Annotated in this window: 16 protein-coding genes and 1 pseudogene; 7 read left to right on the plus strand and 10 right to left on the minus strand. The window is 66.3% G+C overall.

Going from position 1 to position 21,597, the window contains the following annotated elements:
- Positions 1-343 precede the first annotated feature (343 nt).
- Positions 344-1,903, minus strand: coding sequence for an EAL domain-containing protein (locus tag ACCQ01_RS01920; RefSeq protein ID WP_012439470.1), 1,560 nt, complete (start codon positions 1,901-1,903; stop codon positions 344-346).
- Positions 1,904-2,284: 381 nt separating this feature from the next.
- Between ACCQ01_RS01920 and ACCQ01_RS01925 the strand changes: the two genes are divergently transcribed.
- Entirely contained in the window at positions 2,285-2,461 is a 177-nt protein-coding gene (locus ACCQ01_RS01925; RefSeq protein ID WP_012439469.1) for a hypothetical protein, read from the plus strand.
- A gap of 10 nt (positions 2,462-2,471) precedes the next feature.
- Here ACCQ01_RS01925 and ACCQ01_RS01930 read toward each other — a convergent pair whose 3' ends face one another.
- The 3 genes from ACCQ01_RS01930 to ubiK all read right to left on the minus strand — a co-directional run bounded on the left by ACCQ01_RS01930 (position 2,472) and on the right by ubiK (position 5,165).
- Positions 2,472-2,981, minus strand: coding sequence for a lipocalin family protein (locus ACCQ01_RS01930; protein ID WP_220357705.1), 510 nt, complete (start codon positions 2,979-2,981; stop codon positions 2,472-2,474).
- A gap of 375 nt (positions 2,982-3,356) precedes the next feature.
- Positions 3,357-4,877, minus strand: a complete 1,521-nt coding sequence (locus tag ACCQ01_RS01935) for a YifB family Mg chelatase-like AAA ATPase (protein ID WP_116670835.1) — start codon at positions 4,875-4,877, stop codon at positions 3,357-3,359.
- 15 nt (positions 4,878-4,892) lie between these two features.
- The gene (gene ubiK / locus ACCQ01_RS01940) at positions 4,893-5,165 is read right to left on the minus strand and encodes a ubiquinone biosynthesis accessory factor UbiK (protein ID WP_011038948.1); all 273 of its coding nucleotides are present in this window, start codon (positions 5,163-5,165) and stop codon (positions 4,893-4,895) included.
- 190 nt (positions 5,166-5,355) lie between these two features.
- Between ubiK and ACCQ01_RS01945 the strand changes: the two genes are divergently transcribed.
- Positions 5,356-5,694 (plus strand): P-II family nitrogen regulator, encoded by a 339-nt coding sequence (locus ACCQ01_RS01945; protein ID WP_042595602.1) that lies wholly within the window; start codon positions 5,356-5,358, stop codon positions 5,692-5,694.
- 320 nt (positions 5,695-6,014) lie between these two features.
- Here the strand turns inward: ACCQ01_RS01945 and ACCQ01_RS01950 are convergent, their stop codons facing one another.
- On the minus strand, positions 6,015-6,674 hold the full coding sequence (locus ACCQ01_RS01950) for an RIO1 family regulatory kinase/ATPase domain-containing protein (protein ID WP_014506282.1): 660 nt from the start codon (positions 6,672-6,674) through the stop codon (positions 6,015-6,017).
- Between the two features lie 528 nt (positions 6,675-7,202).
- Here ACCQ01_RS01950 and ACCQ01_RS01955 point away from each other — a divergent pair.
- Positions 7,203-7,988: a hypothetical protein gene (locus ACCQ01_RS01955; protein WP_228433134.1), complete on the plus strand. Its 786-nt coding sequence runs from the start codon at positions 7,203-7,205 to the stop codon at positions 7,986-7,988.
- A 132-nt stretch (positions 7,989-8,120) separates the two neighbouring features.
- Here ACCQ01_RS01955 and speE read toward each other — a convergent pair whose 3' ends face one another.
- Positions 8,121-8,978, minus strand: a complete 858-nt coding sequence (gene speE / locus ACCQ01_RS01960) for a polyamine aminopropyltransferase (RefSeq protein ID WP_042595599.1) — start codon at positions 8,976-8,978, stop codon at positions 8,121-8,123.
- A 241-nt stretch (positions 8,979-9,219) separates the two neighbouring features.
- On the opposite strand from speE, the gene speA reads away from it, so the two are divergent.
- Positions 9,220-11,106, plus strand: a complete 1,887-nt coding sequence (speA, locus tag ACCQ01_RS01965; protein WP_011038943.1) for an arginine decarboxylase — start codon at positions 9,220-9,222, stop codon at positions 11,104-11,106.
- A 155-nt stretch (positions 11,107-11,261) separates the two neighbouring features.
- Here speA and ACCQ01_RS01970 read toward each other — a convergent pair whose 3' ends face one another.
- A complete protein-coding gene (locus ACCQ01_RS01970) occupies positions 11,262-11,618 on the minus strand; it encodes a hypothetical protein (RefSeq protein ID WP_228433133.1) in 357 nt (118 codons plus the stop codon).
- Positions 11,619-11,988: 370 nt separating this feature from the next.
- Between ACCQ01_RS01970 and ACCQ01_RS01975 the strand changes: the two are divergent.
- The 3 genes and pseudogenes from ACCQ01_RS01975 (at position 11,989) to ACCQ01_RS01985 (ending at position 19,011) form a co-directional block, all read left to right on the plus strand.
- Positions 11,989-15,881, plus strand: a pseudogene (locus ACCQ01_RS01975) (amino acid adenylation domain-containing protein).
- Positions 15,874-17,208, plus strand: a complete 1,335-nt coding sequence (locus ACCQ01_RS01980; protein ID WP_228433132.1) for a glycosyltransferase — start codon at positions 15,874-15,876, stop codon at positions 17,206-17,208. The pseudogene ACCQ01_RS01975 and the gene ACCQ01_RS01980 overlap by 8 nt, the downstream one beginning before the upstream one ends.
- A gap of 678 nt (positions 17,209-17,886) precedes the next feature.
- Positions 17,887-19,011: an acyltransferase family protein gene (locus ACCQ01_RS01985; protein WP_228433131.1), complete on the plus strand. Its 1,125-nt coding sequence runs from the start codon at positions 17,887-17,889 to the stop codon at positions 19,009-19,011.
- A 362-nt stretch (positions 19,012-19,373) separates the two neighbouring features.
- Here the strand turns inward: ACCQ01_RS01985 and ACCQ01_RS01990 are convergent, their stop codons facing one another.
- Genes ACCQ01_RS01990 through ACCQ01_RS02000 form a run of 3 tightly spaced genes read right to left on the minus strand, consistent with a single transcriptional unit; the run spans position 19,374 to position 21,577 of the window.
- Positions 19,374-20,129, minus strand: a complete 756-nt coding sequence (locus ACCQ01_RS01990; RefSeq protein ID WP_012439460.1) for an SDR family NAD(P)-dependent oxidoreductase — start codon at positions 20,127-20,129, stop codon at positions 19,374-19,376.
- 23 nt (positions 20,130-20,152) lie between these two features.
- On the minus strand, positions 20,153-20,710 hold the full coding sequence (locus ACCQ01_RS01995) for a hypothetical protein (protein ID WP_228433130.1): 558 nt from the start codon (positions 20,708-20,710) through the stop codon (positions 20,153-20,155).
- Positions 20,711-20,716: 6 nt separating this feature from the next.
- A complete protein-coding gene (locus ACCQ01_RS02000) occupies positions 20,717-21,577 on the minus strand; it encodes an SPOR domain-containing protein (protein ID WP_076057114.1) in 861 nt (286 codons plus the stop codon).
- Positions 21,578-21,597: the final 20 nt, after the last annotated feature.

The following is a 21,597-nucleotide window of genomic DNA, read 5'->3' on the forward strand; positions in this document are numbered from 1 at the left end:
GTGCGGCAGGCCGATTGTGTTTGTGGGGTGCGCAACTGTTTGGCTGACTGTATTGAGGAGCAGCTGCGCTCGTTGGCACGTACAACAGAAAGAGGTGTGGCAGGGCTCGCGCCATCGCTGTCGGCTTTGCTTGGAACCGCGATGTGATGCGATGTCGCCGGGATGGAAGGGCGGTTGCGTTGGAGTGCATGCGGTAATGCGTAACAACTGTCTGTCGCTGTTTCAGCGCGCAGCATGTCCGCTGATCGCGACCTAACGACCTAACGACCTAACGACCAAACGAACCAATGAACCAATGAACCAATGAACTAACAACCCACTGCGCAGATCAGCGATCCGACGCTCAGCCAGTCCGCCGCAGCGCATTGCGATAGGCGATGAATCCCGCCGCCGGCAAGGCGCGCGAGAACAGCCAGCCCTGTGCCAGGTCCACGCCGTGGGCGCGCAGATAATCCAGTTGCTCCTGCCGCTCCACGCCTTCGGCAATGGTGCGCAACTGCAGGGTCTTGGCCATTTCGATGATGTGCGAGGTCACCGCGCTGGTGGCCGAGTGCGTGCCGATGGTGTCCACGAAGGATTTGTCGATCTTCAACGCGTCCAGCGGCAACCCCTGCAGGTATTGCAGGCTCGAATAGCCGGTGCCGAAGTCGTCGATGGACACGGTGTGGCCGGCGCCGCGCAGATGCATGATCGTGGTGCGCGCCGCATCGATATCCATGAGGCTGCGCTCGGTCGCTTCCACCCACAGTTGCCCGCTGTCCACGCCGGTGCCGGCCAATGCATCGGCCAGCACGCTCTGCACGCGGCCGCTCTTGATATCGCCGGCCGAGACATTGATGGCCACGTGCAGGGAGCGATCGGCCGCCAGCATGGGGCCGAGGTCGCGGATGACTTCGGCCACCACCAGGTCGGTGATCGGCAGGATCAACCCACTGTGCTCGGCCAACGGGATGAAGTCATCCGGCGGCACCAGCGCGCCGCCGGGCTGCTGCCAGCGCACCAGGGCCTCGGCGCCCACGCAGTCTCCGCTGTCCAGCGCGATGATCGGTTGGTAATGCACCACGAACTCGCCACGCTGCACGGCGATCTCCAGCCGCGCCAGCGGGGACAGGCGCCGCCGCGACACCCACACCACCGCGCCCACCAGCAACAGCGCCACCAGGATGCCGACCGGCAGCAGCTGCAGGCGCAAGGCCGCCAGCGGCCCGCGCAGATAAGCGGCCGGCTCGGTGACCACGGCCACCCAATCGCCGCGCCGCGCCCGCCCGGACAGCACTTCCGAGGCCGGAGCGGCATGCGAGGTGGCCGCCAGCGCCTGCCCCTGCAGCAACTGTTCGGCGGCAGTGCCGGTGCTGCTGAGGATCTGCCCGGCCGGCGTGCCGATCGCCAACTGCAGGCCGGGCGGAACGTTGATGTCGGTGAGGGTGGAGGGGTTGATCAGGACGTTGTAGTCGCCCAGGTGCAGGGCCATCACCGGGTGCTGCGGGCTGGCCAGCGGGAGCAGGCGGGTGGTGACGGCGATCCCGCGGGCGACCGTGAAGTCCGCAGGCGTCTGTGGCACTGCCGCGTCCAGCGTGCCCCACGAGGTGCAGCGCAGCTGACCTTGCTGGAAATGGCCGAGTTCGACGATGTGGTGGCTGCTCAGCACCAGCGCGCGCATCTGCGCCAGGTGCGCGGGCGAACAGGAGGGCAGGGTCGAAGCGGCCATGCTCAGCAGCGCGCCATGCGCCTCGTCGAAGGCGGTGTCGGTGCGGCGGATCGACAATTCGGCCAGCCGGCTCAACTCGGCCTGCTCGCGCGTGAGCGCCAACCGCCAAGCCAGGTAATACGACACGCCGGTGGGAAGCGCCGCACACAGCAGGGCAAGCAGCACGGTGACGCTGATGATGCGGTGCCGCTTCACTTCAGATCCTGACATGGGTAGCCAGCATTGCCGGCTGGCCGATGGCAGGGTGGGCAGCCGCGCACGGCGCGCTCAAGAGTGGTTTGCGCTGTGGCGGATGTTCGGCCACGCAACACCGCCGCATGGGGACGGAGATGGCGGGCGGCGGTGACAGATGAGGCTGCACGTCACGAATGTACGACACACACGCGCATTGCGGGCAGCGTTTCGGCGAAGCGGTCGCGTTTTTGTGCTCGCGGCCGCTTGTGCCGGTGCTGAAAGGTCCGGCCCTGTTAGGTTCACGCACCCGCGTCGGGGCAGCGGGTAGGGTCAGGTGGTCGGCAGTGCTGCACTGATCCGACACCTCGGCGCCATGCTGGCGCCCTCGATGGAGAACGACCCATGACCCAACAGAAAGAACGCGTCGGCGGCACCGATGCAGTGCCGATCTTCAAGATGCAGGAGGCCACCCGCGACGGCGAGGTGACCAAGTATGTGGTGGGCGACACCGGCGTCGCCTTCGACAGCCTGGAGGGCGCGCAGGCCGCCGCCAAGGACCTGGGCACCCTCAACAACTAGCGGTGCCGCGCTACGGGAGCGGCTGCTCGGTCAGCCGCCCCGTATGCGGGGTGTGGATCAGCGGCGCCAGATCGAAGCCCTGCTCGCGTGCATGGGCCAGATAGGTCTGCGCGATGTTTTCGTCCAGCTGCGGCAAGCGCGCCAGCAACCACAGGTATTTGCGATCCGGGCTGCCGACCAGCGCAGCGGTGTAGTCGGCATCGATACGCATCACCCAGTAGTCGCCTTTGGTGAAGGGAATCCAGCGCAAGCCTTCCGGCAAAAAGGTGACTTCCAGGCGTGCGCCCGTTTCATCGATCGCGCGTGCCTGCCCAACCGCTTCCTCGAGCTCGCCCTTGGCGGTGAAGCAGCGGTTCTGCACGCGGATGCCGCCGTCGGCGTCCAACGAATAATGCGCAGACACATCGGTGCAATCGGCATCCTCGAAACGGATCGGCAGGCGGGCGATCTCGTACCAGGTGCCGAGATAACGGCTCAGGTCCAGTGATGCGACGGTGGACAGGTCGGGATGTCGGCTCATGGCGGCCTCTGTGCAGTGGGATCGCCGCAGTTGTACGCGCACCGCCATGAATCGGGTGTCGGCATGTGGTGCGGTGTGGCCTTACGCGCTGGTTGCGGCCTCCTGTGATTGACCACAGCGGGCTGTTTTCGAGCATGCGCCGCGCACTACGCGTGCCGAGCAGATCAACGCAGCAAGGTGCAACGCAGGCGTGCGGCCACGCAGCGCACCGCACACTCAGTGTGTTGTTCGAGCACAGTGTGTTGATCGAGCAGCGCAGAGCAGCCTGGCGACACGCCCAGCGGCGTCACCGCAGTGGCCACGCGTCTTTCCTTCACCACGAACCCGCATGCGTCTGCCGCCGGTCGCGTTGTCAGAGCCATCCATCAAGACCCGTTATGCGGCGCTGGAGGTATCAAGGGCACGGTCGAGTTTACGGTAGCCGATGGCTTCGGTGAGGTGACGGGTGGCGATGTCGGCGCTGTCGTCGAGATCGGCGATGGTGCGCGAAACGCGCAGAATGCGATGCATCGAGCGCGCGGACAGCTGCAGATGTTCGATGGCGCGTTCCAGCAGCAACTGATCGTCATTGCCCAACCGGCAGTGGCGGTCGGTGGCGGCCTGGTCCAGCCGGGCATTGGGCACCTGTGCACGTGCCTGCTGGCGTTCGCGCGCGGCGGCGACGCGTGCACGCACGCTGGCACTGTCCTCGCCGGTCGCACCGCTGCGCAGTGCCTGCGGCGGCAGGCGCGGCACGTCGACGTGCAGGTCGATGCGATCCAGCAGCGGCCCGGAGATGCGGCTGCGATACCGGCGGATGGCGTCACCACTGCAGCGGCATCGCCCGCTGGCATCGCCGGCCCAGCCGCACGGGCAGGGATTCATTGCGGCGACCAGCTGGAACCGCGCCGGGAAGTCCATGCTGCGCGCGGCCCGCGAGATGGTGACCACGCCGGACTCCAGCGGCTCGCGCAGCACTTCCAGGGTCTGCCGCTGCCACTCGGGCAGCTCGTCCAGGAACAGCACCCCGTTGTGCGCCAATGAGATTTCGCCCGGGCGCGGATGGGTGCCACCGCCTACCAGTGCCACTGCGCTGGCGGTGTGGTGCGGGGCGCGATACGGGCGTTGCCGCCAGCGCGCCAGGTCCAGGCCGCGTCCGCTGATGGAGGTGATGGCGGCGGTTTCCAGCGCCTCGGCCTCGCTGGCGTCCGGCAACAGACTGGGCAGGCGCGAGGCCAGCAGGGTCTTGCCGCAGCCAGGGCTGCCGACCAGCAGCAGGTGATGGCCGCCGGCCGCGGCGATCTCCAGGGCCCGGCGTGCATGCGGCTGCCCGCGCACGTCGGCCATGTCCGGTAGCGCGCGGGCGCCGAGCGCCACGATCGCCAGTTCGGCGGCCGGTGGCGGCTGGGTGCCGTTGAGTGCGGCGCACACTTCCAGCAAGGTGCGCGCGGTGAAGGCCTGCACGTGTCCGGCGATGGCCGCCTCGGCGCCGTTGGCCAGCGGCACGATCAGGCGCCGCCCGGCCTGCGCGGCGGCCAGGGCCGCAGGCAGCACCCCATCGATGCCGCGCAGCTCGCCGGTGAGGGCCAGCTCGCCGAGGAATTCGTAGTCGGCCAGGGCCTGGCGGTCGATCTGCCCGCTGGCCGCAAGGATGCCGAGCGCGATCGGCAGGTCGAAGCGCCCGCCGTCCTTGGGTAGATCCGCCGGCGCCAGGTTGATGGTGATGCGGCGTGCGGGGAATTCGAACTGTGCGCACAGCAAGGCGGCACGGACCCGTTCGCGTGACTCGCGCACCGCGGCCTCGGGCAGGCCCACGATCTGGGTGGAAGGCAGGCCGCCGGAGAGATGCACTTCCACCCGGACTTCAGGCGCGTGCACTCCCACGCGGGCACGGCTGTGCACCAGCGCCAGACTCATGGGGGCGGCCTTGGGTCAGGGGGTTGGGGAGGTGGGCGGCGCGTTGCCGCTGCGCGCTTCCAGCGCTGCGACCGTCTGCTCCAGCGCGTCGAGTTTTTCGCGTGTGCGCAGCAGCACCGCGCGCTGCACATCGAACTCTTCGCGGGTGACCAGGTCCAGCTTGCCCAGGCCAGCCTGCAGCGCGCCCTTGAAAGTGCTCTGCAGTTCTTCACGCGACTGACGCAGGCCCGGCGGCACCAGGTCGCTGAGGCGGCGGGCAAGGTCGTCGAGTTGGTTGAAATCGATCATGGCAGTTCTCCGCAGGTCCGTAGGAAGCCTAGTGCAGGCCGGACAGACGGGACATCGGCAGGGCAGTCGGCAGGCGGTAAGGATAGTCCCATTCGGCTGTCGGCCGTGGCGGCCCCTGCCATCGGATGGGATGAGTGTTGCGGCGGTCCACGGTATGCTGCGCGCCCGTCATTCCTGGGACTTGCCCCCGATGAAAATGATCATGGCCATCGTCAAACCGTTCAAGCTGGACGATGTACGCGAAGCACTCGCCGGCTGCGGCGTCGCGGGCATCACGGTGACCGAGGTCAAGGGATTCGGGCGCCAGAAGGGCCACACCGAGTTGTATCGCGGCGCCGAATACGTGGTCGACTTCCTGCCCAAGGTGAAGATCGAAGTGGCGGTGACCGACGACCAGGCCGAGCAGGTGGTGGAAGCCATCGTCAAGGCGGCCGGCACCGGCAAGATCGGCGACGGCAAGGTGTTCGTCTACGACCTGGGCAGCGTGGTGCGCATCCGCACCGGCGAACTGGACGGCGACGCGCTGTAAGGCACGTTCGTCCGTGGGGCGAATGCCACGCTCCCAGGTAGTGCTTGGTGCTGATCAGTGGGTGGAGGCGCTGGTGGACCTCGCCACGACGTGATCGACGGCGCTGCCATGCGCGCAAGCACGTGCATCTGGATCTGATCGTCGGCGGAAGACCGCAGTAACCCGACTTACTACGGGCACAGACTTATCGCAGTCCGCAGTCCGCAGTCCGCAGTCCGCAGTCCGCAGTCCGCAGTCCGCAGTCCGCAGTCCACGGCCAATCCTGTGGATCCCACCAGCCTGCGATCAACAACGCACCGCAAGCCCACCCCTGCCGGATCTCAGGCAGCGCCACCCTTCAGCCGCCGATACAGCCGCTTCCAGCCGTTACGCACGCCGCGCACCCATCCCGGTTCGGCAGTGAGCGCGGCTTCGGCGTCGCTGGGCGCGATGCCGACCAGGCGCCGACGCATCTTCTGGAAGTTCGCCACATCGCTGCGCTGCAGCTGCCGCGACAGCGTGCTGCGGCGTAACCAGCGCGGGAACCGCCACGCCGAGGTGAAATCGATCAGCACCGGCACCCCGGCGCTGACCACCACGTTGGTGCCATGCAGGTCGTTATGGGTGATGCCCACCGCATGCAGGCGGCGCAAGGCGTGCTGCAGCTGCTGAAAGACCTCCTGCCCCACCACCGCGCTGGCGCTGAGCGTGTCGCCGGGAATGAACTCCATGCCCAGCGCCAGGCCACCCAAGGTGCCGAGCAAGGCCGGTGCATGCTTCCAGCCCTGCAGGCGCCGCAGCATGTTGGCCTCGTGGCGCACCATCAGCCGCGCGATCGGCGCGAGCAGGGTGCGCCGGTAGCGGCTGTAGTCCTTGACCACCGCCAACTGTCCATCCAGATGGGTGCGGTAGACGGTGGGCTCGAGCAGGCGGGTGCCTTGCTTGAGCAGCACGGGGGTGGCAATGGTCAGGCTGGCGGTATCCAGCGCTTGGTAGTGCATGACGGCTCTCCGGACCCTAGGGGCGCGGGAGTGGTCACGCGTCTGCAGGTCCACGGTGATCACTCGGATCGGGACCAGGCAATTTTAGAACTTCCAAGTTCTGAAATTAGATTTGTTAAAAAAATGAAATGTTCCGGAGATGGAACGCTCTGCCAGATCAGGCACTTGGGCGATCACGCAGATGCAGGCGGTTGCTGGAAGTAGATGCCGAGGCGGCGCCGCACAGCAGCTACGTTGAGACGAGGCACAACTGACAGCCAGGCAGAAGCGGCATCGCGCCTCAACCGTCCATCGGAAACCGGTCACTTAACGTCTTGACCGCAAATGAGACTCCAGGCACTGTGCCGCTGCGGTCAGGGGGGCTGCATCACCCGCGCGCATGCCAAGGCGTGCGCGCCGCGTGCCATGCGGTGATGAGGGGAACGCCTCCAGCTACTGACGGCAACTGCGCCACTTCCGGACGCCGTTGGGCCATGCCTGCGCGCGCAAGGATGCGGAAGACGATGGAGTTTCACACATGGGGATGCGATGAAAAGGACCGCAACACTGCTGTTGGCCTGCACGGCGCTTGGCGTCACGGCACAGGCCTCGGCGCAATCGTTATCGCGCGGCTGGGACAGCTACCGCCAGCAGCAAAAGCAGCAGCAGGCCGGTACGCAGGGTGCGGAGGCGCCTGCCGCAAGTACGCAGCAAACACGCGGCACGTCGCCGCAGTCTGCCGGTGCGAGCGGGACCACCAGCGATGGAATGACCACCGCCACTGCACCGTACCCGGTCGTGGACACCACACCAATACCAGCGTATGCACCACCGCCACCACGCCAGGAGGAGCAACGCCTGAAGAGTGGCGCGTTTATCGGTGTGCAGGGCGGCCAGGGCAAGGTGTACGAAAGCATCGACCAGGACATGCTTGGCCTCAACGCCGGTTATCGGTGGCGTGCAGGCCCGGTGACGTTGATCGGCATCGAGGCCGCAGTTGGAAAGCTGGCCCGTATCAGTGACCACGACGGCTACTACGTTCCTAGCGTGGAATTCGGCAGTCTGGGCGGCATGGCGCGCTTCAACTTCGGCGACAGCCCACTGTTTGCCGTCGTGCGGCTGGGATACTGGTCGGCTAATTCACAAGGCGACTCGAACGAGCGCGTTTCCGGCGGCTATGCGGGTGCGGGCGTTGGCGTCGACCTCGGCCGGCACGCGAGCTTGAGCGTGCTCTATACGAACTATGTGTACGCCAACGATTACTACTACTCGGATGAAGACATCACCATCAATCGCGCAGAAGTGCTGAACGTTGGTGCCGAAGTGCGCTTCTGATCAGGCGCGCGTCGGAACTGCAGATGTGGCAACGGGGCGGATGACAACATCCGCCCCGTTCTCGTTTCACACGACGCCGGCAAGCGCGTACTCCACTGCCGACGTTTATGACGTTTATGACGTTTATGACGCTTACTCGCCCAGCGCCTTGGCCACGAACGGCGGTGCCACCAGCACGCCGGTGTGCAAGTGCGCGGTGTAGTACAGCGTGTCGAAGCCCTTGGCCTGCGCGTCGGCCTGGCGGAAGGCGAAATCCGCGTTGGCCTGCTTGCTGGCCATGGTCACGCTCCACCAGCCGGTGGGGTAGCACGGCTGCGGGAACGGCAGGGTCTTGAACGACTGGAAGCCGGCCTTGCCCATTTCCGTGCGCATTTCCTTGATCAGGTCCAGCAGCGCCAGCGGCGATTCGGACTGCTGCACCAGGATGCCGTCGTCCTTGAGTGCGTTGAAGCAGCTCTCGTAGAAGGACTTGTTGAACAGGCCTTCGGCCGGGCCCACCGGGTCGGTGGAATCCACGATCACGATATCCACGCTGCCGGCCGGGCAATTGGCCATGTAGGCCACGCCGTCGTCGAACAGCAGCTCGGCGCGCGCATCGTCATTGGAATCGCACAGTTCGGGGAAGTACTTCTCCGACATGCGGGTGACCTGCTCGTCGATGTCGCACTGGGTGGCGCTTTCCACGCCGGGGTGCTTGAGCACCTCGCGCAGCGTGCCGCAGTCGCCGCCACCGATGATCACCACGCGCTTGGGGGCGGCATGGGTGAACAGCGCCGGGTGGCTGATCATCTCGTGATAGAAGAAGTTGTCGCGGCTGGTGAGCATCACCGCGCCGTCGATGATCATCAGCTTGCCCCAATCGGTGGTCTGGTAGATCTCGATCTTCTGGAACGGGGACTGCACCTCGTCCAGCTTGCCGCTGATGCGGTAGCCGATGGCCGAGCCGGTGGGCTGGAAGTGTTCGATGTACCAGTTGTCGTTGGTGCTCATGCGGACGTCCTAATCGAAAAGAAACGGGCTGTTCCTGCTCCCGGCGGGAGAAGGTGGCGCACGGCGCCAGGTGAGGGTCGGGGCGCAGCCTGGTGCAGCCATGCGGCTGACGGCCAGGTCCGAGCCCTCGTCAGCCCCGTTTCCATCGGGAACAGGGCGTCAGATCGGCGCGGATTGTAACGGACCCTCGGCATGCCAGGCGTTACAATTCACGCCCTTTTGCCCCAGCCGAGACAACGAAATGAGCGATTGGTCCCTCGACCAAGCCCGCAAGACCTACTCGATCCCGCATTGGGCCGATGGGTATTTCGATGTGAACGACGCCGGCCATGTCGTGGTCAGACCGACCGCCGACGGCCCTGCGGTGTCGCTGCCCGAAGTGGTGGATGCCGCGCGTGCGGCCGGCGCCAAGCTGCCGCTGCTGGTGCGCTTCCCGGACATCCTGGGCCAGCGCCTGGGCAAGCTGCAGGCGGCGTTCGCCCAGGCCCAGGCCGATTGGGACTACGCCGGTGGTTACACCGCGGTGTACCCGATCAAGGTCAACCAGCACCGCGGCGTGGCCGGCACGCTGGCCAGCCACCACGGCGAGGGCTTCGGCCTGGAAGCGGGCAGCAAGCCCGAGCTGATGGCGGTGCTGGCACTGTCGCGTCCGGGTGGGCTGATCGTCTGCAACGGCTACAAGGACCGCGAGTACATCCGCCTGGCGCTGATCGGCCGCAAGCTCGGCCTGCAGACCTTCATCGTCATCGAAAAGCCCTCCGAGCTGAACCTGGTGCTGGAAGAGGCGCGCGCGCTGGACGTCAAGCCGGGCCTGGGCGTGCGCATGCGGCTGGCGTCGCTGGGCGCGGGCAAGTGGCAGAACAGCGGCGGCGACAAGGCCAAGTTCGGGCTGTCGCCGCGCCAGGTGCTTGACCTGTGGAAGTCGCTGCGCGACACCGAATACGCCGATAGCCTGAACCTGCTGCATTTCCATATGGGCTCGCAGATTTCCAACGTGCGCGACATCGCCAACGGCATGCGCGAGGCCACCCGTTACTTCGTGGAGCTCTCACGCCTGGGCGCGAAGATCAGCCATGTGGATGTCGGCGGCGGCCTGGGCATCGACTACGAAGGCACCCGTTCGCGCAGCTATTGCTCGATCAATTACGGCCTGCACTCGTACGCCAGCAACATCGTGCAGCCGCTGGCCAGTGCCTGCGAAGAACACGGCCTGCCGCCGCCGCGCATCGTCACCGAATGCGGCCGCGCGATGACTGCGCACCACGCGGTGCTGATCGCCAATGTCTCGGAAGTGGAGCAGGCGCCGGAAGGCCGCGTGCCGGATGCGCACGACGACGAGCCGGCGGCGATCCGTCACCTGCGCGAGATCCACGACGAGCTCGATGTGCGCCCCGCGGTGGAACTGTTCCAGGAAGCCCAGCACTTCCATGCCGAAGGGCTGAGCGCCTACGCGCTGGGCCAGATCGACCTGACCCACCGTGCGCGCATCGACGACCTGTTCTACGCCATCGCCCACGGCGTGCGTGCGCGCCTGAGCTTCGACGAAAAGAGCCACCGCCCGGTGCTGGACGAGCTCAACGAGCGGCTGGTGGACAAGTACTTCGTCAACTTCAGCGTGTTCGAATCGATTCCGGATGTGTGGGCGATCGATCAGGTCTTCCCGATCGTGCCGATCGAGCGCCTGAACGAGGCGCCGCAGCGGCGCGGCATCATCGCCGACATGACCTGCGATTCCGACGGCATGGTCAAGACCTACGTCGAGAACGAAAGCCTGGACAGCTCGCTGCCATTGCATGGCTTGAACCCCGGCGAGAGCTATCGCATTGGCTTCTTCCTCGTGGGTGCCTACCAGGAAATCCTGGGCGACATCCATAACCTGTTCGGCGATACCGATGCGGTGGAAGTGGCGGTGGATGGCACCGGCTACCGCATCGCGCAGCAGCGTCGCGGCGACACCACCGATGTGATGCTGGATTACGTGGGCTATCAGCTGGACACCCTGCGTGCCACCTATGCCGAACGTATCGCCGCGGCACAGCTGCCACCCGAGCGCGCGCAGGAATTGCATGACGCCCTGGAAGCCGGCCTGACCGGCTACACCTATCTGTCCGACGAACCGTTGGGCTGATGGGCAGCTGCGCTGCGGCCAATGCCGCAGCGCAGTGGGGGTGGTGTGTGCGCATGCCTGTCACGGAGCGGGGTGCACTTGTCAGCGTTCTCTAAGCCGGGTAATGCATTCACACGCCCGCGCCACGCGCGATGCGCATCGACCTATTAGAGTGATCAACGCCGCACTTTCTTGTGCGTAAGGCCTGCCATTGGCCGCATGCGTGTGCCGAGAAGGCGTAGACAATCGCCGCGTGTTGTTCCCGAAGGGTGCTGCCCGCCGATGACAGTTCGGCGACTGTGGTGATCGTGCGAGGACACGCCGTGCTTGCTAAAACGTTCGCCGCTCTCTGGAACCAGTCCGATTTCGGTAAGTGATTCGGTCTGCGGCGCAGTTATACCAATAGCGTTACGCAAAGTGGTCTTATCAGCGCCTGCATTCGATGCGTTGCGATGGATGAAGATTCCGAGTGTGCTTGGACGCTTAAATGCACGAATGCGGCCTTTATCAAGCGCTTCTGCGGCAGCAGCCATCGCGATATGCGCGCGCTACCTATGCATCAAGAACACTAGTTCAAATCACGCTTCGGTAAAAATATTTGCGCACGACGCGAAAATCGTGATTTTTGCACGGTTCATTGTGCGCGCAGATTGTTAGTGTTTATTAACTTGCAGCGACGCAAGGGGCTTTATCAGTCAGCTGTCATGCGAGCGACTGTGCGTCGCGTCAGTGTGCGTCTCTATTGTGCGTTTCCATCGCGTATTGCCGGCAGATGCTGGTGATCGGTGGTGTTGCTTACCCCACGATTCTTAAAAGGCGGCTCGGTCTTGCCCGCGTCCTGATACCGCATTGCGGTGAGGATGCGCTGGATCACTGCGCGCCAACAACAAGGAATGCACGTCAATGCACGCTGACTCTTCCCCGGTGTATCCCCTGACCAGAGCGCAACGCGGGCTGTGGGTGGCCAGTAAGTTGCATACTGACAACACCTTACGCTGCGGCTATGCATCGTCGAGCACGACGGCGTGCCCAGTCAGGTGGTGATGCCCGAGTACACCGCGCCGATCCATTATTTCAACTTCAGCGACGATCCTGCGCCACGGAATGCGGCCGAGCATTGGGTGGAAGAGGAAATCCGCAAGCCGGAGGATCTGCAGAACGGGCCGTTGTGGCGATGTGCAGTCTTCCGTCTGGGTGAAGACCATCACATGTGGGTGCAATGCGTGAGCCATCTGGTGATGGACGGCTATTGCGCTTCGATCATGATGCAGCGCATGGCGGTGTTGTATACCGCCTACGCCACCGGGTGCGAGCCGGCACCTGCCGAGTACGGCAGCGCGCTGTCGTTGATCGAGCTGGAGCAGCAGTACCGCGACTCTGATCGCTTTCAGCGTGATCGCAATTACTGGATGGAGCAGCTGGCCGACCTGCCACCGCCGGCGACCCTGGCGCGCCCGGGCAACCACCTGTCCACCGGGTTGTTGCGTGGCACCGGGGAATTCTCCCCGCAGCAGGTGGTGCAGTTGCGTGCGCTGGGCAAGCACTACGGTGCCAGCCTGCCGCAGATGCTGATTGCGCTGATTGCCACGTATTACTACCGCTGCACCGGCGCAGAAGACCTGGTGCTGGCCATGCCGGTGACTGGCCGGATCAATGCACGCTACCGGCAGGCCGCCGGGTTGGTGGCCAATGTCATTTCGCTGCGTCTGAAGATGGATCCGCAGCAGCCGGTGCATGCACTGTTCGCGCAGGTGGCCTCCGTGGTCAGGAGTGCACTGCGGCACCAGCAATATCGCTTCGAGGATGTGCGCCGCGATTTGGGCCTGTTCGGCATCGAGCAGAAGTTCGCACGCCTGGCCGTGAATATCGAAGCCTTCGACTATGCACTGCGCTTTGGCGAGGCCTACGCGGTGCCGCATAACCTGTGCAATGGCCCGGCCGATGATCTGACCATCTTCTGCTACGAGCGTGGCGACGGTGCAGCGTTACGCTTTGATCTGGATGCCAACCCGGCGTTGTATGACAGCGAGGAGCTGGCCGAACATTGCCGCCGCCTGACCCATCTGGCCGATGCCGTGCTCGCCGATCCGGAGTGCGCGCTTGGTCAGGTCGATGTGCTGGGCGATGCCGAGCGCCAGCGTCTGCTGCACACCTGGAACGCCACTGCCGCGCCATTGCCGGAGCCGAGCACCTTGCTGCACGGCATGCTGCAGCGTGCCGAACTGATGCCGGCAGCGGTGGTGGTGCAGTACGACAACCGCACGCTGGATTACGCCACGCTGTGCGAGCTGGCCGCGCGCATCGCCGCGCAATGGGTGGACGATGGTGTGCGCCCGGGCGATGTGGTCGCCATCGCGTTGCCGCGCAGCGAGCAGTTGCTGGTGGCATTGCTGGCGGTGATGTGGAGCGGGGCGGCGTATCTGCCGCTGGACCCGGAAAGCCCGGCCGCGCGTAACCGCCAGATGCTCAACGATTCCGGTGCCATCGCGCTGGTCTGCGAGCCTGCACTGTGCGAGCGCTATCTGCTCGGCGGCATGGTCTGGCTGGACCCGCGCCCGGCCGTCTTGCCCGCCGCGATCGCCCCGCTGGCGCAGCCGGATGGCACCGCGTATGTGCTGTACACCTCCGGCTCGACCGGTGTGCCCAAGGGTGTAGAAGTCAGCCATCGCAACCTGGCCAATTTCCTGCATGCGATGGAGCAGGAACTGGCGTTGCGCCCGCGCGATCGCGTGCTGGCGGTCACCACCATCACCTTCGATATCGCCGGGCTGGAACTGTATTTGCCGCTGCTGACCGGCGCGCGCGTGGTCATTGCACCTGCGGGGATTACGCACGATCCACGCAGCCTCTCGCGCCTGATCGTCAACGAACAGATCAGCGTGGTGCAGGCCACGCCGTCGTTGTGGCGCATCCTGCTGGCCAACCAGGAGCTTGCGCTGGACCGCGTGCATGCGCTGGTCGGCGGCGAGGCCCTGGTGCCCGAACTGGCCGCGCAGCTGTTGAGCCGGGTAGGGCGGCTGACCCAGTTGTACGGGCCCACCGAAACCACCATCTGGTCGACCATCATGCCGCTGCAGCTGAGCGACGCGGCGGCGCCGCCCATCGGCCGGCCGTTGCTCAATACACGCGTGTACGTGCTCGATGCGCAGCGGCAGCCGTTACCGACCGGCGCGGTCGGCGAGCTGTACATCGGGGGCGCGGGCGTGGCCAAGGGCTATCGCGGCAAGCGGCAGCTCACCAGCGAACGGTTTGTGCACGACCCGTTTGCCGATGACGGCAGCACCATGTACCGCACTGGCGATCGCGTGCGTCAGCGCCGCGACGGCCTGCTGGAATTCATCGGCCGTGCGGACGGGCAATTGAAGATCCGTGGCCACCGCGTGGAGCCGGCGGAAATCGAAAACGCACTGCTGCTGCATACGCAGGTGGCGCAGGCGGTGGTGGTGGGGCATCACGATGGTGCCAACGCGTTGCAACTGCTCGCCTACGTGGTTGGCAAGCACGGCACCGCGCCGTCCACCGAGCTGCTGCGCGCGCATCTGCAGCAGCGCCTGCCGGCATCGATGATTCCCACGCTGTGGATGCCGTTGCAGGCGCTGCCACTCACGGCCAATGGCAAACTCGATCGCCGCGCGTTACCGGCGCCGGGCGCCATACTGCAGCGTGCGCATCTGGCCCCGCGCGATGCACTCGAACAGCAGCTGGCAGCGATGCTGCAGGACGTGCTGGGCATTGCCGTGGTGGGCGTGGACGACAACTTCTTCGAACTTGGCGGCGACTCGCTGCGCGCTGCAGAAATGGCGGCACGCTTTCCGCAGCTGTTTGGGGTGGAACTGCCGCTGGGGACGCTGTTCCATGCGCCGACCATTGCCGGGCTGGCCGAGGTGGTCCGGCGCAGCACGCACACGCCGAACGATCCACTGGGCGTGCTGCTGCCGCTGCGTGCCGGCACCGCAGGCGTTACGCCGTTGTTCTGCATCCACCCGGTGGTGGGGCTTGGCTGGTCGTATCTGACCTTGCTGGGGCAGCTCGACCCGCAGTGGCCGGTGTATGCGCTGCAGTCGCCTGGCCTGAGCGACCCGCTGCACCGCCCGGACAGCATCGAGGCGATTGCGCGCGATTATCTGGCGCGGCTACGCGCAGTGCAGCCGCACGGCCCCTATCGCCTGATGGGCTGGTCGCTGGGTGGGCTGATCGCCCACGCCATCACTGCCGAACTGCATGCGCTTGGCGAGGAAGTCGAGGTGCTGGCCATGCTCGACAGTTACCCGCATCGCCAGCAGGCTGCCGCGCTGCCGGAATCCGAAGGCGTGCGTGCCTCGGTGCATGCGCTCAATCTGAATCTGGCGCCCGGACAACCCATGCCGACCACGGTGGCCGAACTCGCCAGCCTGTTGTGCGATCACTACGGGCTGATGTCGGTGCCGGCGGTGCGCCAGCTGCTCGATCAACGCCCCACGCTGCTGGATGATCTGGGCGCGGTGACCCAGCATCACCTGCACCTGGCACGGCGCTACCAGCCGCGTGCATTGGCGCAGGATGTGCTGTTCGTCGAAGCCAGCGTGCGCATGACCTCCGGTGGCGACGATGCGCTCTGGGTGGACTACCGGCCGCAGGCATGGCGCCCGTATGTGCGCACCCTGCAGCTGCACACCCTGGATAGCGACCATCACTCGATGCTGTCGCCTGCGCACTCGGCCACGCTCAGCACGCTGCTGCATGCGGCGACCGCGAAAACCGCGCGCACCGACGGCTGCATCACCACCGCCAGCGACGGGGTGGCCGAATATGCCTGAGTCCTCCACAGCGTCATCCCAGCGCCCGGTGGTGATCGCCACGCTGGGCACGCATGGCGATGTTCGCCCGATCATCGCGCTGGGCCGTGGCCTGCAGCAGCGTGGCTATCGGGTACGGGTGCTGACCAGCGCCAACTTTGCCGCGTTGATTCTTGCCAACGGGCTGGAGTTCTACCCGCTGAGCGGCGATCACCAGAAGCTGTTGCAGGGGCATCCGGACATCGCCGAGATGCGTGGCGGCTGGCGTGGCATCTGGGGCAAATTGCGTGCGCAGCTGATGGAGTGGGCGCGCGATTGGGCCGACCAGGGCCGCGCCGCCTGCGCCGATGCCGGCCTGATTCTTGGCGTGGGCAGCGCCAGTTTCCTGGCCCATAGCCTGGGCCAGCGGTATGGCCTGCCGGTGGTGTTCGCGCAGTTGCAGCCGCTGACCGCCTCGCGCCATCTGCCGTTGATGGTAATTCCCACCGTGCGCCTGCCCGGGCTGGTGAGCGTGGCGCTGCATCATGTGGTGCGCTTTGCCGGCTGGCAGTTGATGCGCCCGGCGCTCAATGAGGTGGTGCGCCCGGCATTGGGGTTGCCGGCCTACCCGCGGAGCGGGCCCGATCGCAGTGCGTTACGGGTGCTATACGGCTACAGCGCGCATCTGTGTCCGCGTCCGCCCGACTGGCCGGAGAGCGCGCAGGTCTGCGGCTTCTGGCAGTTGCCGCAGCCGCAGTGGCAGCCGGCGGCGGCGCTGCAGGCGTTTCTGCAAGCCGGGCCGCCACCGCTGTACATCGGCTTCGGCAGCATGACCAGCAACGATGCCGCGCAACTCACCGCCACCGTCAAGGCGGCGGTGCGCCTGACCGGCCAGCGTGCGCTGCTGGCCAGCGGCTGGGGCGGGTTGGCGGCCGGGGAAGACGCCGATGACGATGCCACGCGCTTCTTCCATCTGGAGCAGGCGCCACACGACTGGTTGTTCCCACGCGTGGCGGTGGCCGTGCATCACGGCGGCGCCGGCACCACCGGTGCGGCGCTGACCGCGGGGATCCCGTCGGTGGTGCTGCCGTTCGGCTACGACCAACCGTTCTGGGCGCATTGCCTGGCCCAGCGCGGTGTGGCGCCGCCGGCGTTGTCACGTAACGGGTTGCTGCCGCAGACCCTGGCCGATGCCATCGCCCAGGCCAGCACGCCGGCCATGCGTGCGGCCGCAGCTGCGCTGGGCCAACGCATTCGCGACGAAGACGGCATCCGCCGGGCCGTGGACCAGCTGGAGGCCTGGGCGTTACTGGAGGCCGGCATACCCTTCAGCGTGGATGCGCGGAGTACGCAGCCGGCGATGGCCTGAGGCGCGATGGCGTTTGGCATGTGGCGGCGCTGAGGTGAGCAGCGCCGCGATGCATTGCCGCAGCAGGCACGTTTGTCTGGCCGCTGAAGCGCCGGTGCTGTGCGAAAGGCTATAGCGCACACATCAACTGGCCGCCGTGTGACGCGGCCTATTCTTTGGGTGCGGGAAGAGTGCCTGCGCTGCGTGCTGGATCTATGCGTAGGCAAGGCCATCTAACGTGAGAGCACTGCGAACCACCAGGGTTGAGAGATCGGGCCACTGGCTGTGTCTTCATGTTTGGCCGCGTGATGCGGCGGCGGAGTACGTTTCTGTATCCGCCGTCTGCTCCATGCATGCGCTCGCGACCAGTGTCCAAGCAAACGTGCGCCGCTGACATCGGCACTGCGTTGCTTTGCATCATTCGCCCGTCATGCTGGGCCGCCAGTTGGCGCGCGATCGCCAGAGTCGGATGCACGCTGGCAGCGTGGTGTGCGCATTGGGGTGTCTTTCATGCGTGCACAGGCTTCCTCTGATCCAGACATGCGTGCGCTTGCGGCGCATTGCCACATGCGCGTGCGCTGCTGACATCGATAGTGCATTCCTCTGCGTGCCCGGGCATCTGCGCCAATGCACGCGCACCCATCCGTAATGCCGCGATGGTTAGGGCACAATCGGGGTTCTCCCGACCGCCTCTACCGCATGCGCTATCCGGCTCTCGATCTGTTGCGTGGTATCGCCATCGTGTGGGTGATGCTGTTCCACGCGTTCGTGGTCGGTGGTCTGGGGCCGGAATGGGCATGGCTGTCGCGCTACGGCTGGATGGGCGTGGATCTGTTCTTCGTGCTGAGCGGGTTTCTGATCGGCACGCAGGTGCTGATGCCGCTGGCCAGTGGGCAGCGTCTGGATTTCACCGACTTCTACCTGCGCCGCGCTTTCCGCATCTTGCCGGCCTTCCTGGTGGTGCTGGCGGTGTACCTGGCCTGGCCGGGATTCCGCGAGTCGCCGGGCCTGGCGCCGTGGTGGATGTTTGTGACCTTTACGCTGAATCTGCTGGTCGATTACGGCCGTGACGCCGCGTTTTCGCATGCGTGGTCGTTGTGCGTGGAAGAGCATTTCTATCTGGTGTTTCCGCTGCTGGCCACGGTACTGCTGCGGCGTCCGTCGGCGTTGCGCTTTGGTGTGCTGTGCGTCGTGGTGGTCGCGGCAGGCATCGCGCTGCGTGCGGGGGTGTGGCTGCATGACAGCGCGCTGGATGCGGCCGGCGCCGGGCTGCAACGCAACTGGTTTATCGAAGACATCTATTACCCCACCTGGAACCGTCTGGACGGCCTGCTGGCTGGCGTGGTGCTGGCGGTGGTGAAGGTGTTCCGCCCGCACACCTGGCAGCGCCTGCAGCAGCGCGGCAATGCTTTCGCGCTGGCCGGCGTGGCGGTCATGGCGCTGGCGCTGTGGCTGTTCCGCGACCGAACCGGCCTGCTCGGCAATGCAGTGGGCTGGCCGGTGTTGTCGCTGGGCCTGGCATGCCTGGTGTTGGCCGGTACCGCCACCAACAGCGCGCTCGGCAGGCTGCGTGTACCGGGCGCGGCCTGGCTGGCAGGCATTTCGTACAGCCTGTACTTGACCCACAAGGCGGTGTTCCATGTCACCCAGACCTGGCTGGGGGAGGCGCTGGACGGGCGCGGCATCCTCGCGTTCGCCGTCTACGGCGTCTGCGCACTGCTGGCCGGGGCGTTGTTGCACTACGCAGTGGAGCGGCCGTTCCTGCGCCTGCGCGGCAGGGTGCTTCGCCGGCGCAGTTCGGCCGTGGTGGCCGAGCCGGCGTAGCGCGCTCGGCGTTGGCGCTCCTGCGTTGGGTATGCGCTACACCGTTGTTGGCCGAACAGGCGCGCAGCCGTGCGCTGTGTCTGTCCACATCGCGCCAACAAGCAGCGGCTACCGATCGACCAACCCACCGATCTCTCGACGTATCGACGCCAATGAAGAAAGCCGCGCAATGCGCGGCTTTCTGACTTCAGCAGTCGCGTTCATGGACGAGAGCAGGTGCAGCCACGGCCATGCACCGGCACGGCTCCAACACGCCCGCAAACGCGGCGTTCGTTCTGCCCACGCAGCGCAGTGCGGCAGGGTGATCACCGGCAATGCGCTTGGCTGCAAACAACGCTCGCCTGCCCGCACGTATCACCGCCTCACTGCGCGTCGCGTGCCACCTGGAAGCCTGCAAACGACTGCGTCACCGGCATGATCTCCAGCCGGTTGATGTTCAAGTGCGGCGGCAGGCTGGCCACGTAGAAGATCTGCTCGGCGATGTCCTCGGCCGTCATCGGCGTGGCACCGCGGTACAGCGTGTCCGAGGCGGCCTGGTTGCCGCCGGTGCGCACCAGGGTGAATTCGGTTTCGGCCATGCCCGGTTCGATCGAGGTCACGCGCACGCCGGTGCCGTGCAGATCCGAGCGCAGGCCCAGCGAAAATTGCTGCACGAACGCCTTGGTGCCGCCGTACACATTGCCGCCCGTGTAGGGGTAGGTCGCCGCGACCGAGGCGATGTTGATGATGGCGCCGCGGCGCGCGATCAGCGCCGGCAGCAGGCGATGGGTGAGCGTCACCAGCGCGGTGACATTGGTGTCGATCATCTGCTGCCACTGGGTCAGGTCGGCCTGCTGCGCCGGTGCGGTGCCCAGCGCCAGGCCGGCGTTGTTGACCAGCACGTCGATGTTGGCGAAGTCCGCCGGCAGCGCGTCGATGGCAGCGCCTAGGGCCTGTGCATCGCGCATGTCGAAGGCGGCGGTGTGCACCTGGCCTGCGGGGAGTTCAGCGGCCAGCGCCTGCAGGCGGTCGGCACGCCGGCCGGTGGCGATGACGTTCCAGCCGGCTGCGGCAAAACGGCGGACGGCGGCACTGCCGAATCCGGAGGTGGCGCCGGTGATCAGGACGGTCTTGGACATGGGGGAACTCCTGGGGATATGGGTCAGGGATGGGGAGCGGCACGTTGCGCATCGGCGGCGGCGCGCCGCGCCTCCAACATCGCCGCGCTGAGCGGTTTGCGTGCGGTGATTTGGCCGTGCTGGACGTGCAACAGCAGATACGGCAACGACTTCGAACTGGCCTGTGCAGGAGCCGCCGCTACGTCGTGTGCGTGCTCATCAGGCAGGGCGATCAGCAGTTCGCCGTCGACCCAGTCTGCCAACAGCGGCGCCTGGCGCTGCGGAAACAGCACCTGCAGCGGCAAGTTCGGCGGTGTTTCGGCACAGGCGCCGATGACCACGCGATCCAGCAGCAGGCGCACGCCGTCCAGTCGCCAATAGGCCTGGTAACCACGCCAGTTGGCGCTGCAACCGCCCAGCGCCTGGTGCGCATGGGCGACGAAACGCTGCCAGGTGGCCTGGTCGTCGAGCACCGCAGATAACGGTTCGGCCAGCAGCGCTGCATCGCGGCCATCGATCTGGATGCGGTCGGGAATCTGCTCGGTGGCCTGCGCCGTGCAGATCAGCCCCCACAGCAGCAGCGCGGCGACCCGGCGCATCACCGGTGTTTACTGCGCCTTGATGGCGATGGCCGGCAGCCCACTGCCGGTGAGCTTCTGCTTGGCCTCGGCCAATTCGCCGGCGCTGCCATACGGCCCCATGCGCACACGGTAGACCGTCTTGCCAGCGATGTCGGCCGACTCCACGCGTGCGGCCAGGCCCATCATCGCCAGCTTGGCCTTGGTCGACTCCGCATCGCCCGAGGCGCCGAACGAGCCGGCCTGCAGGATGTAACGGGTGGTGTCGGCCACGGCCGGTGCGGTGGCCGCGCTGGCCGCCGGTTTGGCGGCGCTTGCGGCTGCCGGCGTGGTGACCGCAGCGGTGCTGGCCGGTGGCGGCGTCGCGGCCGGCCGCGCGGGCGAGGTTTCCGGCAACGGCTTGGGCGTGCTGGCAGCGGTTTCGTTCAAGGGCACCGGCACGCTGGTCGTGGGTGTGGCGGCCGCGACGCTGGCCGCTGGTGCCACCGGCTTGCCTTCCAGCGCAGCGCGCGCACGCGCAGCCTCTTCGGCACGCGCGCTGGCGGCCAGTTCGGCATCGGACATCTGCACTTCCTTGCCCGGTAGCAGGGTGTAGAAGTCGTACTGTGTCTGCGCATCGCCGGGCTTGACCGCCGGCTTGGCCGGCGGCGCGCTGGGCTTGGGCAACTCGGCCGGCGTGTCGACATCGGTGTCGGCCACCGGAGCGGGCTGCGCGTCCGGATTGGGCCGTGGACCCACGCGCAGGAACCCGTCGCCGTCCTTCTTGAACAGGTTGGGGGCCGCCAGGAAGATCACGGCCGCAATCGCTGCGCCGGCGACCAACCAGACCCATCCCGGTGTGCCATTGCTGGTATTGCGTCGCGCCTGACTCTTACCGCGTCGTGCTGCCATTCACCACTTCTCCGAATCAC

The sequence above is a fragment of the Xanthomonas sp. NCPPB 4037 genome, assembly GCF_041475695.2.
Classification (GTDB): domain Bacteria; phylum Pseudomonadota; class Gammaproteobacteria; order Xanthomonadales; family Xanthomonadaceae; genus Xanthomonas; species Xanthomonas campestris.